The organism is Granulosicoccus antarcticus IMCC3135 (assembly GCF_002215215.1).
Lineage (GTDB): Bacteria > Pseudomonadota > Gammaproteobacteria > Granulosicoccales > Granulosicoccaceae > Granulosicoccus > Granulosicoccus antarcticus.
This window is the reverse complement of the sequence record NZ_CP018632.1, coordinates 7,393,669-7,409,331: the sequence shown is the minus strand read 5'-3', so window position 1 is coordinate 7,409,331 and position 15,663 is coordinate 7,393,669. Positions and strand designations below refer to the sequence as shown.

Sequence of the window (15,663 nt, the reverse complement as noted above, 5' to 3'; positions counted from 1 at the left end):
GCCTCAAGCCTGCTGATGAACGATGAGCCTCAGCATTGTCTGCTACCTTCGTGACCCTTTCCCAGTGAGCTGCTTGAGTAGCTCACTGTGCAGCTCCGGCTCAAGCCCCTGTGCAAACAGTGCATCCTCTGGCAGTGTCGCACTCAACTGCCGTAGCTCGGTTGCCAGCAAGCCTTGCAGCAGGCGATCATTGATGTGTTGTCGCTGACGTTCCTTGAGTTCGGCCTTGATGGTATCCAGATATTTGCCCAGTGCGCTTTCGGTCAGCAAGGTGGTGACTGAAAGCATGGCCGGTGCCAGTACCAGATCCGCTGGTGCAATGCCGCCGGATTTCAGTGCCAGGGCAATACCGGCAGCATCTGCCGTGACGCGTGCGGCACGCAAAGTGTTGAGTAGCGCCGGTTGTGCCTGTAGTTGTTCATAAAGTCGGCGGGCCGCCTCGTCTATCTGGGGTTCGAATTCCTTGCGGACCCGTTCACTTTGTGTCAGAAAGCTCTGGCGGATGTCAGGTTCACGCTTTCTGAAGGCCTGAGTCATGGCTGCCCAGAAAGCCTGCTGTTGTGGCTGATCGAGCAGTGAGCCTTGCAACGAAACCAGTGTGCTGTCAAGCACCCGTTCCAGCGTCTCGGCATCCTGATCGACAGGCGTTTTCGATCTGGCACCTTCAAATCGGCTGCCCAGTGCGTCTCTGCCAACACCCAGCAATTTGCGGGCAGGCCAGGTCACCAGTTGTCGGGTACGCGTAAAGACCGCAGCCAGTCCTGGTACTTCGAGCAGTGTGAGCAACTCGGCCAGTGCGCGGTTGAATGTTTCGTACTTGTCCGGATTGTTCAGGTAGTCACGCGCGTATTGATCCTCTGCCCGCGACATGGCCGAGGTGACAAGATCTGACCAGCTGGAAGCGGCGCTCTGCTCTTGTACCAGAGGGGCGAGCCATTGATCACGGTGCTGGGTGATGAAAGCTTGCCCGGTCTGGATGGCCGCGCCTCTATTCACCTGTGCTCGTGCAGCGGCAAGTGCCGCGCCCAAGGCTTGCCGCGTCTCATGCGGCATGCTCACTCGTTGCCCGGGGCTGTTTCTGCGAACAAACGGCAGCAGAATGACAGGTGGTACCGGCGTTTCGAACTGTTGCTGATAGCGCGAGCTGAAAGCCTGTAGTACGGCCTGTTCGTCCTGTGGATCAAGCTTGTTGATGCATACCAGCAAGGGCTGTTGCAGCGGATGAATCAGTTGCAATATGTCCCATACGCTCTTGTCGCCGTATTTATCCTTGCTGACCATCAGTACGACGATGTCGGCAATGGCAACGGTATTCATGACCGCCCGTTTATAGGTGCCTGCATCAATGGAGTCGAAATCGGGGGTATCCCAGACGACGGCCGGGTTCAGCAACGCTTGCGGGCCTGGCACAGCCGGTTCCAGCACGTAGGTTTCCAGATCGGCGGCGTTCAGCTCGGCCGCCGGAACCCTTTGCAGAGGTTCCATCATGGTGGTCAGTAGCTGAAGCTGATCCTCTTCGTAGCCACTGGCATAGCCCTGGGCATGCACGGTGAAACCTGCCAGAGCGCTGATGGTGGCGGCCTGACTATCCAGCAGCAGATTGACCAGCGTGCTCTTGCCCGACTGGGTCGGGCCGATGATGGCCACTTGCAAGGCATGGTCGGGGTAGGCGCTGTTCAGCTGGCCTTTGTCGACGATGGCGTCAGCCAGTTGCAGGCTGTTGAGCGCCTTGAGAGCATCGGGTGCTGGGGCGGTTTGTCCGGTGGCTACTCTGGCGTGGCGCTCTAGTAGCTGGGTTACCCACTGGGTTGTCTCACTCATCAGGGGTGCAGGGCGTAGTCCAGGGCCAGGCCGATGAAGACGGTCATGCCAAGCCAGTTGTTGTTGAGAAAGGCCTGTACACAGCGAGCGGGGTCGCGTTCACGGACCAGAGATTGTTGATAGACAATGAAACCACACGAGAGTGCCAGAGCGATAAAATAGAACATTCCACGGCCCGCCTGCAAGCCAATGAGGGCAAGGATACACAGCACGATGAGCTGTAGAGCCACAACAATGATCAAATCGAAGCGGCCAAACAGAATAGCGGTCGATTTGACCCCGATCTTCAGGTCATCTTCACGATCAGCCATGGCGTAGAGGGTGTCATAGGCTACCGCCCAGAGGACAGCGCTGATGAACAGCCACCAGGCCTGTGGCGGCACCTGGTTGGTCTGTGCTGCATAGGCCATGGGGATGGCAAAGCCGAAAGCGGCTCCCAATACGACTTGTGGCCAATGCGTATGGCGTTTGGCAAAAGGGTAGGCGATGGCCAAGGCGGCGGCAATCAGGGACAATTTGATGGTCAGGGCATTGGTGAACAGCACCAGTATAAAGGCTGTGAGCAGCAGAACACCTGTTGCCAACAGGGCCTCTTTTGCTGTCAGAGCGCCGGTGGCGAGAGGTCGTTGATGAGTTCTGGCCACATGCCCGTCTATGTCTCTATCGGCATAGTCGTTGATGGCGCAGCCCGCTGAGCGCGTCAGCACAGTGCCAACAATGAAGATAAACAGCACATCCAGGCGCGGTACTCCCTTGGCAGCGAACCACAAAGCCCATAGCATCGGCCACATCAGCAAATAAATGCCGATAGGGCGATTCAATCGCGTCAATGCAACGAAATGCGGTAATTTTTGTCCGACCTCGGTGATATTCACGGCCACGCAGCTCCGGTCAAGTTTGAGCCTCGGTATAGTAGCTTGATTACAGCCTGTGTGGCCGGACTCTCGCTCTGGTCCGATGAATGCAATCATTTACCCATCCATAGTCTAGGAATCCGATATGTCCCACAACTACGATTTTGACCTGATCGCCATTGGTGGCGGTAGCGGCGGTATCGCCACAGCCAATCGCGCTGGCAGCTATGGCGCGCGCGCTCTGGTGATCGAAAGTGACGAAGTGCTGGGAGGGACCTGTGTCAACCGTGGTTGTGTGCCCAAGAAAGTCATGTGGTATGGCGGAGCCATGGCGCATTCGTTACGAGATGCGGTTGGTTACGGCTTCGATGTCACTGTCAACGGCTTTGACTGGAGTGCTCTGGTTGAAAAACGCGAGCAGTATATTTCCAATATCAACAATGCCTATGCCAATTACCTGGGCAAGAACAATGTTGAGATTCTCTCCGGTCGCGCCAAACTGGTGGATGCGCATACCGTGGAAGTCAAAGGCAAGAAATACAGTGCCGAACGTATTGTGCTGGCTCCCGGTGGTTATGCGCGGGTGCCAGAGATTCCTGGCAGCGAGCTTGGTGTCACCTCCGATGGCTTCTTCGAATTCAAGACACAACCTTCTCGCGTGCTGGTTCTGGGTGCAGGCTATATTGCCGTTGAGTTGGCCGGCATGCTCAATGCCATGGGTACGAAGGTGACTCTGGGAATTCGTCACGGTTCTTTCCTGCGTGAATTCGACCTGATGCTGCAGGAGCGTCTCACCGAAGAAATGCTCAGTGACGGTGTTGAAATCAAGACTCATTTCACAGCCGCAAGTCTGGAGCGCAAAGGCGATCTGATCACGGCTGTGGGTGAGGATGGTGAAAGACTGGAGGATTATGATGCGGTGATCTTTGCCGTGGGTCGTTCGCCTTCAACTTCCGACCTGGGTCTTGAGGCCGCTGGTGTCGAGGTAGACAAGCGTGGCTACATTCCTGTGGATAAATATCAACAGACCAATGTACCCAGCATCTTTGCCATCGGAGATGTTACCGGACAAGCCGAGCTGACGCCGGTTGCCATTGCGGCTGGGCGACGCCTGGCGGATCGCATTTATGACAACCAGGAAGGTCGACATCTGGATTACAGCCTGATTCCCACCGCGGTGTTCAGTCACCCACCCATGGCGACAGTAGGTCTGACAGAAGCACAGGCACGCGAGCAGTATGGTGATGCGGTAAAGGTGTACCAGAGCAATTTCACCGCCATGTACAACTCATTCACACCGCACAAGACAAAGACTGGCATGAAGTTGATTGTTACCGGAACCGAAGAAAAGGTGATCGGTATTCACATGATCGGACTGGCCTCTGACGAGATGTTGCAGGGTTTTGCTGTGGCCATGCGCATGGGTGCAACCAAGCGCGATTTTGATGACACTATTGCCATTCATCCCACCAGTAGTGAGGAGTTAGTCACACTCCGGTAGGTTTGTACATGACCTGATATCACCTGCAGGTCAACCACTGAGTTGCGTGGTCGCTAACAGGCGTTGATAGCTGTGAGATTGGAACTGCCGATCTTGCACAACGCTGAAGGTGACCACGCACGCATGTTTAAGCGCCAAGCACAATCAGGCTTCACATTGTTGGAGCTGCTCATAACGTTGGCGATTGCCGCCATACTGCTCGGGTTCGCCGTGCCCTCCATGCAGTCCATCATGGGCGATTCGGAAATGGCGGCGACCAGCAACGAGTTTGTCTATAGCCTGCAAACCGCCCGCTCCGAAGCCATCAAGCGCGCCGGGCCGGTTGCCCTGTGTCCCAGTGCAGACTCTCAGGCCGATGCGCCTGTCTGCGGTGGTGATGACTACGGCAGCGGCTGGATCGTTTTCTTTGATGCCAATGGCAATGGTTCGCGTCAGAATGATGAAGAGGTCATTCTGCAGGTCGCCGAGCGTGTATCCACGTTCAGCTTTACCGCCGACAAGGCATTTGAGGAAAGAGTCTACTTCGGTGCATCGGGTACCAGTACCAATCCGGCGGGTGTACCACTGTCCGGAGTCATCGGTATCGACTATGCCGACGGTGCTGAACAGCGCACGGTCAGAGTGGCGGCCAATGGCCGGATAACAACCGTGACTCCAGAAGCGGTGCTGGTCAAGTGATGTCATCGACTGCACACAAGCAACAGGGCGTCGGTCTCATCGAGGTCCTGGTAGCGCTGGTCGTTGTCTCCTTTGGTGTTCTGGGCATGGCGGGTCTGCAACTGACCGGCATGAAGCACAGCACCAACGGTTTCAACCGTTCCAAGGCGCTGATTCTGACCGAGAATATTGCGACCCGGATGCGTATCAATTCCGCGGGTGTGCTTGATGGTGACTATGCCGGCTTTGATTCCAGTAAGGACGCCAATTTGTGCAAGGTCAAGCCCGTGCCTTACTGCCAGGCTTCCAAAGGTATTGCCGCGCAGAGTTGTAGCGTCGATGAACTGGCTGAATTCGATCTGTTTTCTGTGGCCTGTGGCGACTGGGGCCCCGATGGTGCTACGGCCGGTGTGCAAGGTATGCTCCCCAGTGGCGCAAAGCTGGAGGTTGTCTGTGATGACTCACCCTGTGCCGTTGAATCGACCTATACGCTGAGTGTCAGCTGGCCTGAGGGGCAGACAGCCTCGTCAGAGAAAGAGGCGGTGCTCAAGCGGGTTCAGATGAGGTTACGGCCATGAATAGTCGTCAGCAGCCCCTTGGCGGGCGTCGCCGCATGGGACGTTGCTGCCTTGAGCGTAACCAGCGCGGCCTGTCTCTGATCGAATTGATGATCAGCATGGTGCTGGGGTTGATTGTCATCGCCGCAGTATTCAACATGTATGCAGGCAGTAGCCGCTCGGCAAAGTTCACTGAGGGCTTGCAGGCCATGCAGGAAAATGGTCGCTACGGCGTGTCAGTCCTGCAGCGTGGATTACGTCTGGCAGGGTTCACCAGTAATCCGTTGCCGGTGTCCAGTTTTGAAGGTATTGATATTGCCAGCAGTGGTATATCCGACAGTGGTCACTCCAGCATCGCGATCAGATCCGAGCAAGCCTATGACTGTAATGGTCTGGAGACTTCGGCAACATCGGGTGTAGCGGTGAATGTTTATCGACTTGACGCTGTGGCCGAGCAGCTGACGTGTCAGGGGAATCAAGGCGGTGATGCCATGGCCATCGTTGAAGGTGTGGAAGCCTTTCGTGTTTTGTACGGGATCGATGCGGATGGTGATTCTACTTCCGACCAGCCTCAGCAATACATTCCCTACGCAGCAGATATCAATCCGGAAGAGGTGGTGGCCTTGCGTTTTGCCTTACTGGTCAATTCGGGCGAGGCCATACGTACACGCAATGTCAGTAGCAGCTTTACGGTGCTTGATACAACGTATGCACTCGAAGATCGCAAGGCACGTGAGGTTTTCAGTAGCACGGTCAAACTGAGAAATCGTCGATGATCAATGCAAGCAGAGCACGCTGCCAGACACCAGGTCGGCAACAGGGGGTGGCACTGGTCATCAGCCTGGTGTTGCTGGTGACCATGACAATTCTGGGTGTGGCGACATTGTCTGGTACCCGGCTCAATGAGAAACGCACCGCTAACGCGCAGCAGAAGTCGATCGCCTTTGAAGTGGCAGAATCGGGGATCTCCTCGGTGTGGAGCAAGGCCTACCTGACTGGTGCGGTGACATCTGATGCCGCAGACAAAGGTGATGACCCGGCAGCCATCTTCAGTGACGATGCGGACACGGGCTTGATCGGTGATTTTGATCAGCTGAGCGATGGCAAGGGCGTCAATATCGAAGGTACTGTGAGTGTTCAGTACTGTGGTGAAACCACCAATGTGGGTAGCGATCTGAGTGCGGATGAGTCCGATGTGCAGTTGATATTCATGTTGATCGATGTCAACAGTGTCGCCCGGGTGGCCAATTCCAGTACGCGAGCGGACCATGTGCAACGTGGTGCCGTTACCTCGGTCAAGACTAGTCGAACCGGCAATTGCCCTGCCCCATGAAAGAGCAAAGAATCATGTCCCGACAAGAGCCGCAAACTGGCTTCACGTTAATCGAAATGCTCATTGTGGTTGCTATTGTTGGCATCCTTGCAGCTATTGCAGTGCCCAACTATTCAAGCTTTATGATAGATGGACGGCGTACTGATGCCATCACTTTTCTGTCCGAGGCTGCTGGCGAGCAAATACGGTATTTTTCGGATAACAATCAGTATGCCGATGATATGGAAGAGCTGGGATATGGCGACGCAGCCACTTTTGATACTCCCGAAGGCTATTACCGCGTGGGTGTCACCACTCCTGCTGACATGAGTACCTTTGTGTTGACCGCCACGCCTGTGGCTGGCGGAAAACAGGCGGGTGATGCCGAATGCGAAGCCTTTACCATCAATGACAAGGGTGTCAGAAAGAATGTCGGTGGGACTGATACGGACTGCTGGTAGAGGGCAAAGCTGGCAGGCTTTGTTAAAACCCGCCAGCGATAGTCAGGACTGATAAAGCAACAAACTGACGTCTTCCTAGCTGATACCCTGACTTTCCAGATAATCCTCGTAGTTGCCCTGATAGTCGGTGAATGACTTGCCCTTCAGTTCGATGATACGGGTTGCCAGAGAGCTGACAAATTCGCGGTCATGACTGACAAAGATCACGGTACCCGGATACAGGTCCATCGCCAGGTTCAGCGATTCGATCGATTCCATATCCAGATGGTTGGTCGGTTCATCCATGATCATCACATTGGGTGACAGCATCATCAGTTTGCCAAACAGCAGGCGACCCTTCTCGCCTCCCGATAGCACGTTGACAGGCTTGTTGATGTCATCCTTGCCAAATAGCAGACGGCCCAGAATGCCGCGAATTTCCTGTTCATCGAGAGTCTCACCATGGGCCCACTGGCTCATCCATTCAAGAACAGTGGTGGTGCTCTCGAAGTCCTCTTCGTGATCCTGTGCAAAGTAGCCTAGTGTGGCGTTTTCGGCCCACTTGAGGTTGCCTTTCATAGGGGCGAGTTCGCCTGCCAGCATTTTTACGAAGGTTGTTTTGCCGATCCCGTTGGGACCGATGATGGCAACCTTTTCGCCGGCCTCGATCATGAGGCTGAGATTGTCGAGAACCTTGTTGTCCTGATAACCGGCAGTAATACTTTCCAGTTCAGCGGCATTGCGGAACAGCTTCTTCTCCAGTTCGAAACGGATATAGGGATTCACGCGACTCGATGGCTTCATTTTCTCGATAGCCAGTTTGTCGATCTGCTTTTGTCGAGAGGTCGCCTGACGCGCCTTGGACTTGTTGGCCTTGAAGCGTTGAACAAAGGCTTGCAAGTCAGCAATCTGTGCCTTCTTCTTGGCATTGTTTGCATACTGGCGTTCGCGCGCCTGGGTTGAGGCAAACATGAAGTCGTCGTAATTGCCGGGATAGATCTTGATTTCGCCATAATCAAGGTCGGCCATATGAGTGCAGATACTGTTCAGAAAATGACGATCGTGCGAGATGATGATCATGGTGCTGTTGCGCCCGTCCAGCACACCCTCCAGCCAGCGAATAGTGTCGATATCCAGGTTGTTGGTCGGCTCATCAAGCAACAGCAGATCCGGGTCGGCAAACAGAGCCTGCGCCAGCAAGACACGCAGTTTGTCGCCGGGAGCGACCTTACTCATCAGTGCCGTGTGCTGTTCCAGTGGAATGGCTGCACCGAGCAGCAACTCGCCCGCTCGTGATTCGGCTGTATAACCGTCCAGCTCGGCAAATTGCACCTCCAGCTCTGCCACCCGCATGCCGTCATCTTCACTCATATCAGGCATGGCGTAGATCTTGTCACGCTCCTCCTTGATGGTCCACAGCTCCTGATGACCCATGATCACGGTGTCGATAACCGTGAATTGCTCGAAACCGAATTGATTTTGTTGCAGCGTGGCCATGCGCACGCCCGGTAGCAGGGTGACATTGCCGGAGGTGGGTTCAAGGTCGCCACCGAGAATCTTCATTAACGTGGACTTGCCACTACCATTGGCGCCGATCAAACCGTAGCGATTTCCTTCGCCGAATTTGATCGAGACATTGTCAAACAGCGGCTTTGCGCCAAACTGGATGGTGAGGTTTGCGGTCGAGATCACAGGCTTTTCCCCAGGGTCAGTACAAGCGGTTTATTGTATCGGGTTTTTCAGGGTTCGTTGCCGCTCGGCAAGTTGGCCCAGACGTTGTATGCCACGGGCGATTTCATCGCTGAAGGGCTGGCCTGCGCAGAGTCGCAGAAAATTGCGAAACTTGCCAGTGCTGGAGAACAGAGCGCCGGGCGTGATACTGATGTTCTCGGCAATGGCATCGCGATAAAGTTGATTGGCGTCCATGCCGCGTGGCAGCTGTATCCACAGAACGTAGCCACCGGTAGGTTCACTGATACGCGTGCCCACAGGGAAGTGTGTCTGCACCGCACGCCGGGTAACCTGCAACTGTTCCCGGCAGGCGCGTCGCAGGCGGGTCAGATGACGATCGTAGCGTCCATCGGCCAGAAAATCGGCCATCGTCATCTGGGTCAGTGTGGGTGTTGACGACGAGCTGATCAGCTTCAGATCTTTCAATTCGGGTAGATAACGATCAGCGACAATCCAGCCAACCCGATAGCCAGGGGCGATGGTTTTGGAAAACCCGCTGCAGGTCATGACCTGGCCAGTCTTGTCAAATGCCTTGTACGGTAGCGGTTTCTGTTGTCCCAGATACAGTTCGCCATAGATATCATCTTCAATCAGTGGAATGTTGTGTTCGGCAAGTAGCGTGACTATCTGTTCGCGTGCCGCCCGTGGCACCACGCTACCGGTCGGATTGTTGAATGTACCAACTGAGACCACCGCTGCAATCTGTTCTCGTTCCACCACCGTTTCCAACGCATCGGGTCGCAGCCCATCGACCGGGTCCGTATCGATCTCCAGTGCCAGCATCCCCAGGCTTTCGATCATTTGCAGTACCCCGAAATAGGCAGGTGATTCGACCGCGATAATATCCCCGGCCTTGGCCACGGCCCGCAGACACAGCGATAACGCTTCGGTTGCACCGGTGGTAATCAATACCGAGTCGGGATTAACCGGATGTTCCAGATGAATCGAGCGTCGGGCGATGCTGCTGCGCAACTCTGGCATACCTTCTATAGGGGCATAGCTCAACGCTTCGGTGGCGCGTGCAGAACAGACTCGTTTGAGAGAACGATTCAAGGCCTTGACCGGTAGCAACTCGGTGGCAGGGTTCGCGATAGCCAGATTCAGGACGCCCGGTACTCGGGCACTGGCCAGTACCTCATTCATGTGTGCACCGATCTGGACTTTGCGTGCAGCCGCCTGTGTACTGCGCCAGCGCGGCGCGCTGTCGGGCAAGGGGGCGCTTGCCTGTACATAGAAGCCCGATTGCGGGCGAGCCTTGAGCAGGCCGTTTTTCTCCAGCTCCTCGTAGGCTTGCATGATGGTGGCGACACTGACGTTCAGCTGTTTGCCCAGCATGCGCAGAGAAGGGGCCTTGTCGCCGGGGCTCAGAGTGCCATCGTTAATCATGCAGGTGACGGACTGAGCGACGTCTTCGTAGAGAAACTGTCGATTATTGGCCATTTCACTCAACTGTTATGGTTGTATTTTCAAAAATGTGTATCTGTTATTGTCGGTTTGCATCATCCATGATGGCCCCCTCGTTGTCCATACCGAAATGCAGGTCACACTCATGCAAGGCGCTACTTTCTATCTGTTGACTGTCCTCATCTGGGGGTCTACCTGGTTTGCCATCAAATTCCAGTTAGGGGTTGTCGATCCTTCGGTGTCGCTGGTCTACCGCTTTGGTCTGGCCGCCCTGTTATTGCTGGCCTGGTGTCTATTGCGTCGCGTCCGCCTGTCGTTCACATCCTCGGAGCACCTGGCTATGGCCGCTCAGGGAGCCTGTCTGTTCAGCACCAACTACCTGTTGTTTTACTGGTGTACAGGCCTGATCACCTCCGGGCTGGTTGCCATCATTTTCTCCTCGGTCATCGTCATGAATATCATCAACGGTGCCATCTTCCTTAAACGTCGTGTGGAAGGCATCGTGCTGCTGGGTGCTCTGGTGGGTCTGTGCGGTATCACGCTGGTTTTCTGGCATGAAATCATCGCCTCCCAGGCAGAGTCCGCCGCGGCCTCTGGTAATGTATTGAAGGGTTTGGGAATTGGCCTGGTGGCCACCTTCATGGCTTCTCTGGGCAATATCCTGTCGGCCAGAAATCAGTCCAAGGGGTTGCCAATACTCCAGACCAACGCCTTTGGGATGGCTTACGGTACGCTGCTGATGGCGCTTTTTGCCCTGTTTTCCGGAGTGCCTTTCGATATCGAGTGGACTGCCAACTATATTGGTTCGCTTCTGTACCTGAGCATCTTTGGTTCCATTATCGCCTTCGGTGCCTATCTGACCCTGGTCGGCCGCATCGGCGCCGATCGTGCTGCTTATGCAACCGTTTTATTCCCGCTCGTGGCACTGGCTATCAGCAGTGTGTTCGAAGACTTTCAGTGGACATCCATGGCGCTGGCTGGCATCGCGTTGGTGCTGCTGGGTAATCTCATGGTGGTTGGTCGTGGCCTGGGTGCGCGTTGGCGCCGACGTGTGGCCGTGGCCTGAACTGCTATCCTGTGCTGCAGATTTTTCCAAAGCTTGAATGATTTACCCATTATATAAAGTTGAGCTAATCAGACAATGAGCACTATGAATGATTTTGATACGGTAACTCCCCGTCAAGGAACGGACAGCCTGAAGTGGGATATCTACAATGGTCGGGATGTTTTGCCATTCTGGGTGGCTGATATGGATTTCATGGTGGCACCGCCAATCCAGCAAGCTCTGGAAGAGCGAATCAAGCATCCACTCTATGGCTATACCCTCACGCCGAAGGAGCTGCCAGATGTCGTGATTGCTCATCTGGAGAATGAATATAACTGGCATGTTGATCCGGAATGGATCGTCTGGTTGCCAGGAGTGGTCACCGGACTTGCCATCAGTTGCCGGGCATTCTGTGCCGATGGCGATGAGGTCGTTGTTAATCCGCCTATCTATCATCACTTCTTTGACTCGCATGATGCTGATCGACAGGAGCTGGTGCGGGTACCTTTGCATAAGCACGAAGGGCGCTGGACCTTTGACATGCAGGCCATGGAGGCGGCCTTCAACGACAAGACTCGTTTGCTGATGATGTGCTCACCGCATAACCCTGTAGGCGTTGTCTTTACACCCGAAGAGTTGAACCAGGTAGCCGAACTGTGTGCGCGTCACGATGTCATCATGGTCTCTGACGAAATCCACTGCGATCTGGTTATCGACAAGAACTCGAAGCACTATCCGACGGCGCTCGCCTGTCCTGCCATGGCCGATAACATTGTCACGCTCATGAGCGGCAGCAAAACCTGGAATATTGCCGGGCTCAACTGTTCCTTCGCCATCATCAGTAACCCTGAGCTGCGCAAGCGTTTTGTAACGAGTTCACAATCGATGGTTACCGGGGTGCCACCATTGGCGTATTGTGCAACGCTGGCCGCTTATCGCGATGGCGGGCCCTGGCGTGCCGAGTTGCTGGATTATCTGGCGGCTAACTATGCCTATGTGTGCGAGGAGCTGAATGCGATAGAGGGTCTGGTGGTGGAGCCCATTCAGGCAACCTATCTGGCATGGATCGATGCCACCGGTCTGAGATTGAACGACACGGCTGGTTTTTTCGAAGAGCACGGAGTCGGCTTGTCCCCCGGCGAGCAGTTCGGTCAGTCACAATACATTCGGCTGAACTTTGCCTGCCCCAGGGCGACGCTGGAAGAGGGTCTCAGGCGTATGAAGGCGGCTGTGGCCAGTCTCAAAACTGACTGAATCACGATTCTGCAGAGTCCGTGAAATGATTAGGTGATTATTTCACGGACCTTTAACTTTCGTGCAGTGGCAACGCTATGTTGCCATCGTCGAGAGCTTTGAGAAAATTAAGGGTCATGCGTGCGGACGCTCCCCAGAGCGTTTCGCCATCGAATTCGTTGTAGACGATAATCGGGTGTCGTTGCGCACTTTTGGCATCCAGTTCGGAACGTGCCCGCATGGTGAAGTTCTGTTGGTCGCGTAACCAGCTCAGCGGAATCAGAAAAGCCCGGGCGACTTCAGAGGATTGCAGTTTCAAGGGTGTTGGCCATGACATGATGCCGATCACAGGGGTTACCTGATAGTGGCTGATAGTCATATAAGGACCAATGCGGCCGACTAGCTTGATATGGTTGGCAGCCACTCCGATCTCCTCATGAGTTTCACGCAGGGCTGCGGCTTCATGGGAGGCATCGAAGGTTTCCAGTCGGCCGCCGGGGAAGGCTACCTGACCGCTGTGACGATCACGCTCATTGTGCGCACGACGAATGAACAGAACCTGCCAGTGGTGATTGTAATGAACGAGTGGGATCAAAACCGCTGCCTGCCGCAGATTGGTGCCGGGGTTTATTACAGGCAGGTCGGAATCATGATGCAGTGCAGCATCGTTGTGTGGAATAAGCTGTGTCAATTTGTCATGCATAGCGTGAGTATAGTGTGCGCAAATGACAGTTCGTTCCCTGGAAATACCGAATGCAGGTATCGTATTCGGTTTTACGCAGAATCAATGATTCTTCACACTGTTTACAACAGAGTTTATTCCTGATCATGCACATCGACATGTCCGCGCGCAACTCTCTGGAGGCTTGTCTAACCATAACGCAGCCTGACCGGTTACGGGTATTAACACTGATTGCCTTTGCATCGTGAAAATCGGCTGGAAGATTGTTTTCGCACTTGTACTGCTGGGCCTGGTTCTGTTTTTATGGCTGCAACTGCCCATGGCAGAATGGATAGCGCAGTTTCGCCTCTGGATATTAGGCCTGGGGATGCTCGGGATCGTCGCTTTTGTCTTGCTGTACGTTTTGGTAACTGCTCTGCTGGGGCCGGCCTCCGCATTGACCCTGAGCGCGGGCCTGGCGTATGGCGCCTGGGGCTTCCCGCTGGTGATTATTTCAGCCACTCTGGCGGCCTGTGTCGCCTTTTTGCTAGGCCGCTATGTGGCCCATGAGCGAGTCAATCAATGGATTGCCAGAGATGCTCGTCTGAGCGCTCTGAATACAGTCATCAGTCTGCAGGGCTGGCGTGTGGTCGGGTTGTTGCGATTGAGTCCCATACTTCCCTATGGCGTACAGAATTACCTGTTTTCAGTTACCAGTATCCGTTTTGTGCCCTTCACTCTGGCCACCATGATCGGCATCATGCCGGCAACGGCGTTATACGTCTATATCGGATCCCTGGGGCAGGCGGTTGGTACCAGCGGCACCGGAGGCCTGCAGTGGGTGTTGGTATTGGGTGGTTTACTGGCAACCATTGCCGTGGCCTGGTTCGTCGGCAGGCAGGCGCAGGTGGTGCTGGCACAGCAAGTTGAGGAATCCTCCGTGGCCACGATTGATTTGATGCCTGAAAGTGCAGGCAGGAGAAAAGAGGGATGAACGATACGAACAGGCTGCAGGAAATTCTTGAAAGCTGCAGAACCATTGCTGTCGTCGGTTTGTCGAACAAGCCGCATCGTGCCAGTTATGGTGTTGCCAGTTATCTGCTGCATCACGGTTACACCATCATCCCCGTTAACCCGACCATTGATGAAGTGCTGGGGCAACAAAGCTATCCCACACTCAGCGATATCCCCGTGACGGTCGATATGGTCGACTGTTTCCGCCGCTCTGAGGAGATGGAAGCGTTGGCGGTCGAAGCTATCGCAATCCGGGCCCGCGTTCTGTGGATGCAGCTGGGTGTAGTCAATGAGAAAGCCCGAGACATGGCAGAGGCTGCAGGCTTGCAAGTGGTTATGGATCGTTGTACCAAAATCGATCATGCGCGCCTGCTGGGCTCGAATGGCTGAGAACGTCAGCCAGGTATCGAAAATGTGATCTGAGAGCAGGTAATTTGGCCGATATCGGTCACTTGCTCGCACGGGCATGGCGTGGAAATTGTTACTTATTCGGCAATAGCAATTGTCGGTGATTTTGCCAACACATGAAGTCGCCTGCTCGATACCCACAATCCAGGGGGCTCAATGTCTCGACCCTGTAGCCGTCTTGCCGCCAGTCTGGCCGGAGTGTTGTTCTGTGTCCTCATGCACGGTGCGGCAGCGCAATCGTATTACATTCCCAAGGACCTTGAACAAGGTTGGGATGGCCAGGTACAACTGGGTGCGGAAGCCTCTTTCGGGGCAACCGATTCGAGTGCCGTATCGGTGCGTACCGATTTTACCTATCGAGGCAAGCACGCAGAGCATGAAGTGAGCGCACGATTGCATCACAGCGCCAACACGGCGCGGGTGTCACGACGCGATGCCGAGGGCAAGGAGGTTCTTAATAGCCAGGGTGTTCCGGTCACTGATGAGGTCAGGACGACGACCAACAATCGACGATTCATCAGTGCGCAACCTCGCTGGTTCTTTTCTCCAATATATTATGCGTTCGCCCTTGTGGATGCGGATATCAACGAGCCGGCCGGCATCAAGTTGGCAAGCCGTCAGGTGGCGGGATTGGGTTATAAGTTGTGGAAGACACGGACTCACTATCTCAGCGCAGCATTTGGCATAGGACGTAAAAAACTTGATCAGGTAGCTGCAGCTTCGGAGGAGGGCGCGATCGGTTATTTCGGTTTACGTTTGAAGCGCACACTGAGTGAGACGGTGTCTGTGGCGCTTGCACTGGATTCAGACTTTGGTGGTGAGAATCGGTTTTCCGAGGCCGAGACATCCCTGTCCTGGCGAGTGCGGGGACCTGTCGCCCTCAAGTTCAAATACGAGGCCAGCGTTAACAGTAAAGTCGTCAATCCCTGGAATTCGTTTGATGATGGGGTGGAGGCAGCCTTCAGTATCAACCTGGAAGTCGAAGTTTTCTAAGGCAGCTTCGTAATGAGTCGTCAGCTTGTAGA

General features: G+C 54.7%; 16 protein-coding genes. 11 read left to right on the top strand and 5 right to left on the bottom strand.

Annotated features, from left to right (window positions below; genetic code table 11):
- Positions 1–42: 42 nt before the first annotated feature.
- Positions 43–1,821 carry a GTPase gene (locus tag IMCC3135_RS32175; protein WP_088921324.1) on the bottom strand — a complete coding sequence of 593 codons (1,779 nt, stop codon included), beginning with the start codon at positions 1,819–1,821 and terminating at the stop codon, positions 43–45.
- Entirely contained in the window at positions 1,821–2,696 is an 876-nt protein-coding gene (gene ubiA / locus IMCC3135_RS32170) for a 4-hydroxybenzoate octaprenyltransferase (RefSeq protein WP_236994702.1), read from the bottom strand. Before ubiA ends, IMCC3135_RS32175 begins: the two co-directional genes overlap by 1 nt.
- A gap of 124 nt (positions 2,697–2,820) precedes the next feature.
- Between ubiA and gorA the strand changes: the two genes are divergently transcribed.
- The 6 genes from gorA to IMCC3135_RS32140 all read left to right on the top strand — a co-directional run bounded on the left by gorA (position 2,821) and on the right by IMCC3135_RS32140 (position 7,163).
- The gene (gene gorA, locus IMCC3135_RS32165; protein WP_088921322.1) at positions 2,821–4,176 is read left to right on the top strand and encodes a glutathione-disulfide reductase; all 1,356 of its coding nucleotides are present in this window, start codon (positions 2,821–2,823) and stop codon (positions 4,174–4,176) included.
- Between the two features lie 123 nt (positions 4,177–4,299).
- The gene (locus tag IMCC3135_RS32160; protein WP_157736541.1) at positions 4,300–4,854 is read left to right on the top strand and encodes a GspH/FimT family pseudopilin; all 555 of its coding nucleotides are present in this window, start codon (positions 4,300–4,302) and stop codon (positions 4,852–4,854) included.
- Positions 4,854–5,411 carry a type IV pilus modification protein PilV gene (pilV, locus tag IMCC3135_RS32155; protein WP_088921320.1) on the top strand — a complete coding sequence of 186 codons (558 nt, stop codon included), beginning with the start codon at positions 4,854–4,856 and terminating at the stop codon, positions 5,409–5,411. Before IMCC3135_RS32160 ends, pilV begins: the two co-directional genes overlap by 1 nt.
- The gene (locus IMCC3135_RS32150; protein ID WP_088921319.1) at positions 5,408–6,166 is read left to right on the top strand and encodes a PilW family protein; all 759 of its coding nucleotides are present in this window, start codon (positions 5,408–5,410) and stop codon (positions 6,164–6,166) included. Before pilV ends, IMCC3135_RS32150 begins: the two co-directional genes overlap by 4 nt.
- Positions 6,163–6,723: a pilus assembly PilX family protein gene (locus IMCC3135_RS32145; RefSeq protein WP_088921318.1), complete on the top strand. Its 561-nt coding sequence runs from the start codon at positions 6,163–6,165 to the stop codon at positions 6,721–6,723. The genes IMCC3135_RS32150 and IMCC3135_RS32145 overlap by 4 nt, the downstream gene beginning before the upstream one ends.
- A 14-nt stretch (positions 6,724–6,737) precedes the next feature.
- A complete protein-coding gene (locus IMCC3135_RS32140; protein WP_088921317.1) occupies positions 6,738–7,163 on the top strand; it encodes a type IV pilin protein in 426 nt (141 codons plus the stop codon).
- Between the two features lie 75 nt (positions 7,164–7,238).
- Here the strand turns inward: IMCC3135_RS32140 and IMCC3135_RS32135 are convergent, their stop codons facing one another.
- Entirely contained in the window at positions 7,239–8,834 is a 1,596-nt protein-coding gene (locus tag IMCC3135_RS32135; protein ID WP_088921316.1) for an ABC-F family ATPase, read from the bottom strand.
- A 30-nt stretch (positions 8,835–8,864) separates the two neighbouring features.
- Entirely contained in the window at positions 8,865–10,313 is a 1,449-nt protein-coding gene (locus tag IMCC3135_RS32130) for an aminotransferase-like domain-containing protein (RefSeq protein ID WP_088921315.1), read from the bottom strand.
- A 109-nt stretch (positions 10,314–10,422) separates the two neighbouring features.
- Here IMCC3135_RS32130 and IMCC3135_RS32125 point away from each other — a divergent pair, with 109 nt between their 5' ends.
- Together IMCC3135_RS32125 and IMCC3135_RS32120 are read left to right on the top strand one after the other, a co-directional pair.
- On the top strand, positions 10,423–11,343 hold the full coding sequence (locus IMCC3135_RS32125; protein ID WP_088922196.1) for a DMT family transporter: 921 nt from the start codon (positions 10,423–10,425) through the stop codon (positions 11,341–11,343).
- Between the two features lie 84 nt (positions 11,344–11,427).
- Positions 11,428–12,576 (top strand): MalY/PatB family protein, encoded by a 1,149-nt coding sequence (locus IMCC3135_RS32120; protein WP_157736479.1) that lies wholly within the window; start codon positions 11,428–11,430, stop codon positions 12,574–12,576.
- Positions 12,577–12,628: 52 nt separating this feature from the next.
- On the opposite strand, the gene IMCC3135_RS32115 is transcribed toward IMCC3135_RS32120, so the two are convergent.
- Complete coding sequence (locus IMCC3135_RS32115; RefSeq protein WP_088921313.1) at positions 12,629–13,258, bottom strand: NUDIX hydrolase; 630 nt, start codon at positions 13,256–13,258, stop codon at positions 12,629–12,631.
- Between the two features lie 223 nt (positions 13,259–13,481).
- Here IMCC3135_RS32115 and IMCC3135_RS32110 point away from each other — a divergent pair, with 223 nt between their 5' ends.
- From IMCC3135_RS32110 to IMCC3135_RS32100, 3 genes are all read left to right on the top strand, one after another.
- Complete coding sequence (locus IMCC3135_RS32110; RefSeq protein ID WP_088921312.1) at positions 13,482–14,210, top strand: TVP38/TMEM64 family protein; 729 nt, start codon at positions 13,482–13,484, stop codon at positions 14,208–14,210.
- Positions 14,207–14,620 carry a CoA-binding protein gene (locus IMCC3135_RS32105; protein ID WP_088921311.1) on the top strand — a complete coding sequence of 138 codons (414 nt, stop codon included), beginning with the start codon at positions 14,207–14,209 and terminating at the stop codon, positions 14,618–14,620. Before IMCC3135_RS32110 ends, IMCC3135_RS32105 begins: the two co-directional genes overlap by 4 nt.
- Positions 14,621–14,794: 174 nt before the next feature.
- On the top strand, positions 14,795–15,631 hold the full coding sequence (locus IMCC3135_RS32100; RefSeq protein ID WP_088921310.1) for a DUF481 domain-containing protein: 837 nt from the start codon (positions 14,795–14,797) through the stop codon (positions 15,629–15,631).
- Positions 15,632–15,663 lie beyond the last annotated feature (32 nt).

Coding starts and splice junctions, on each gene's coding strand:
- IMCC3135_RS32175 (WP_088921324.1), bottom strand. CDS start 1,821: ATGAGTGAGACAACCCAGTGGGTAACCCAGCTACTAGAGCGCCACGCC.
- gorA (WP_088921322.1), top strand. CDS start 2,821: ATGTCCCACAACTACGATTTTGACCTGATCGCCATTGGTGGCGGTAGC.
- IMCC3135_RS32160 (WP_157736541.1), top strand. CDS start 4,300: ATGTTTAAGCGCCAAGCACAATCAGGCTTCACATTGTTGGAGCTGCTC.
- pilV (WP_088921320.1), top strand. CDS start 4,854: ATGTCATCGACTGCACACAAGCAACAGGGCGTCGGTCTCATCGAGGTC.
- IMCC3135_RS32150 (WP_088921319.1), top strand. CDS start 5,408: ATGAATAGTCGTCAGCAGCCCCTTGGCGGGCGTCGCCGCATGGGACGT.
- IMCC3135_RS32145 (WP_088921318.1), top strand. CDS start 6,163: ATGATCAATGCAAGCAGAGCACGCTGCCAGACACCAGGTCGGCAACAG.
- IMCC3135_RS32140 (WP_088921317.1), top strand. CDS start 6,738: ATGTCCCGACAAGAGCCGCAAACTGGCTTCACGTTAATCGAAATGCTC.
- IMCC3135_RS32130 (WP_088921315.1), bottom strand. CDS start 10,313: ATGGCCAATAATCGACAGTTTCTCTACGAAGACGTCGCTCAGTCCGTC.
- IMCC3135_RS32125 (WP_088922196.1), top strand. CDS start 10,423: ATGCAAGGCGCTACTTTCTATCTGTTGACTGTCCTCATCTGGGGGTCT.
- IMCC3135_RS32120 (WP_157736479.1), top strand. CDS start 11,428: ATGAATGATTTTGATACGGTAACTCCCCGTCAAGGAACGGACAGCCTG.
- IMCC3135_RS32115 (WP_088921313.1), bottom strand. CDS start 13,258: ATGCATGACAAATTGACACAGCTTATTCCACACAACGATGCTGCACTG.
- IMCC3135_RS32105 (WP_088921311.1), top strand. CDS start 14,207: ATGAACGATACGAACAGGCTGCAGGAAATTCTTGAAAGCTGCAGAACC.
- IMCC3135_RS32100 (WP_088921310.1), top strand. CDS start 14,795: ATGTCTCGACCCTGTAGCCGTCTTGCCGCCAGTCTGGCCGGAGTGTTG.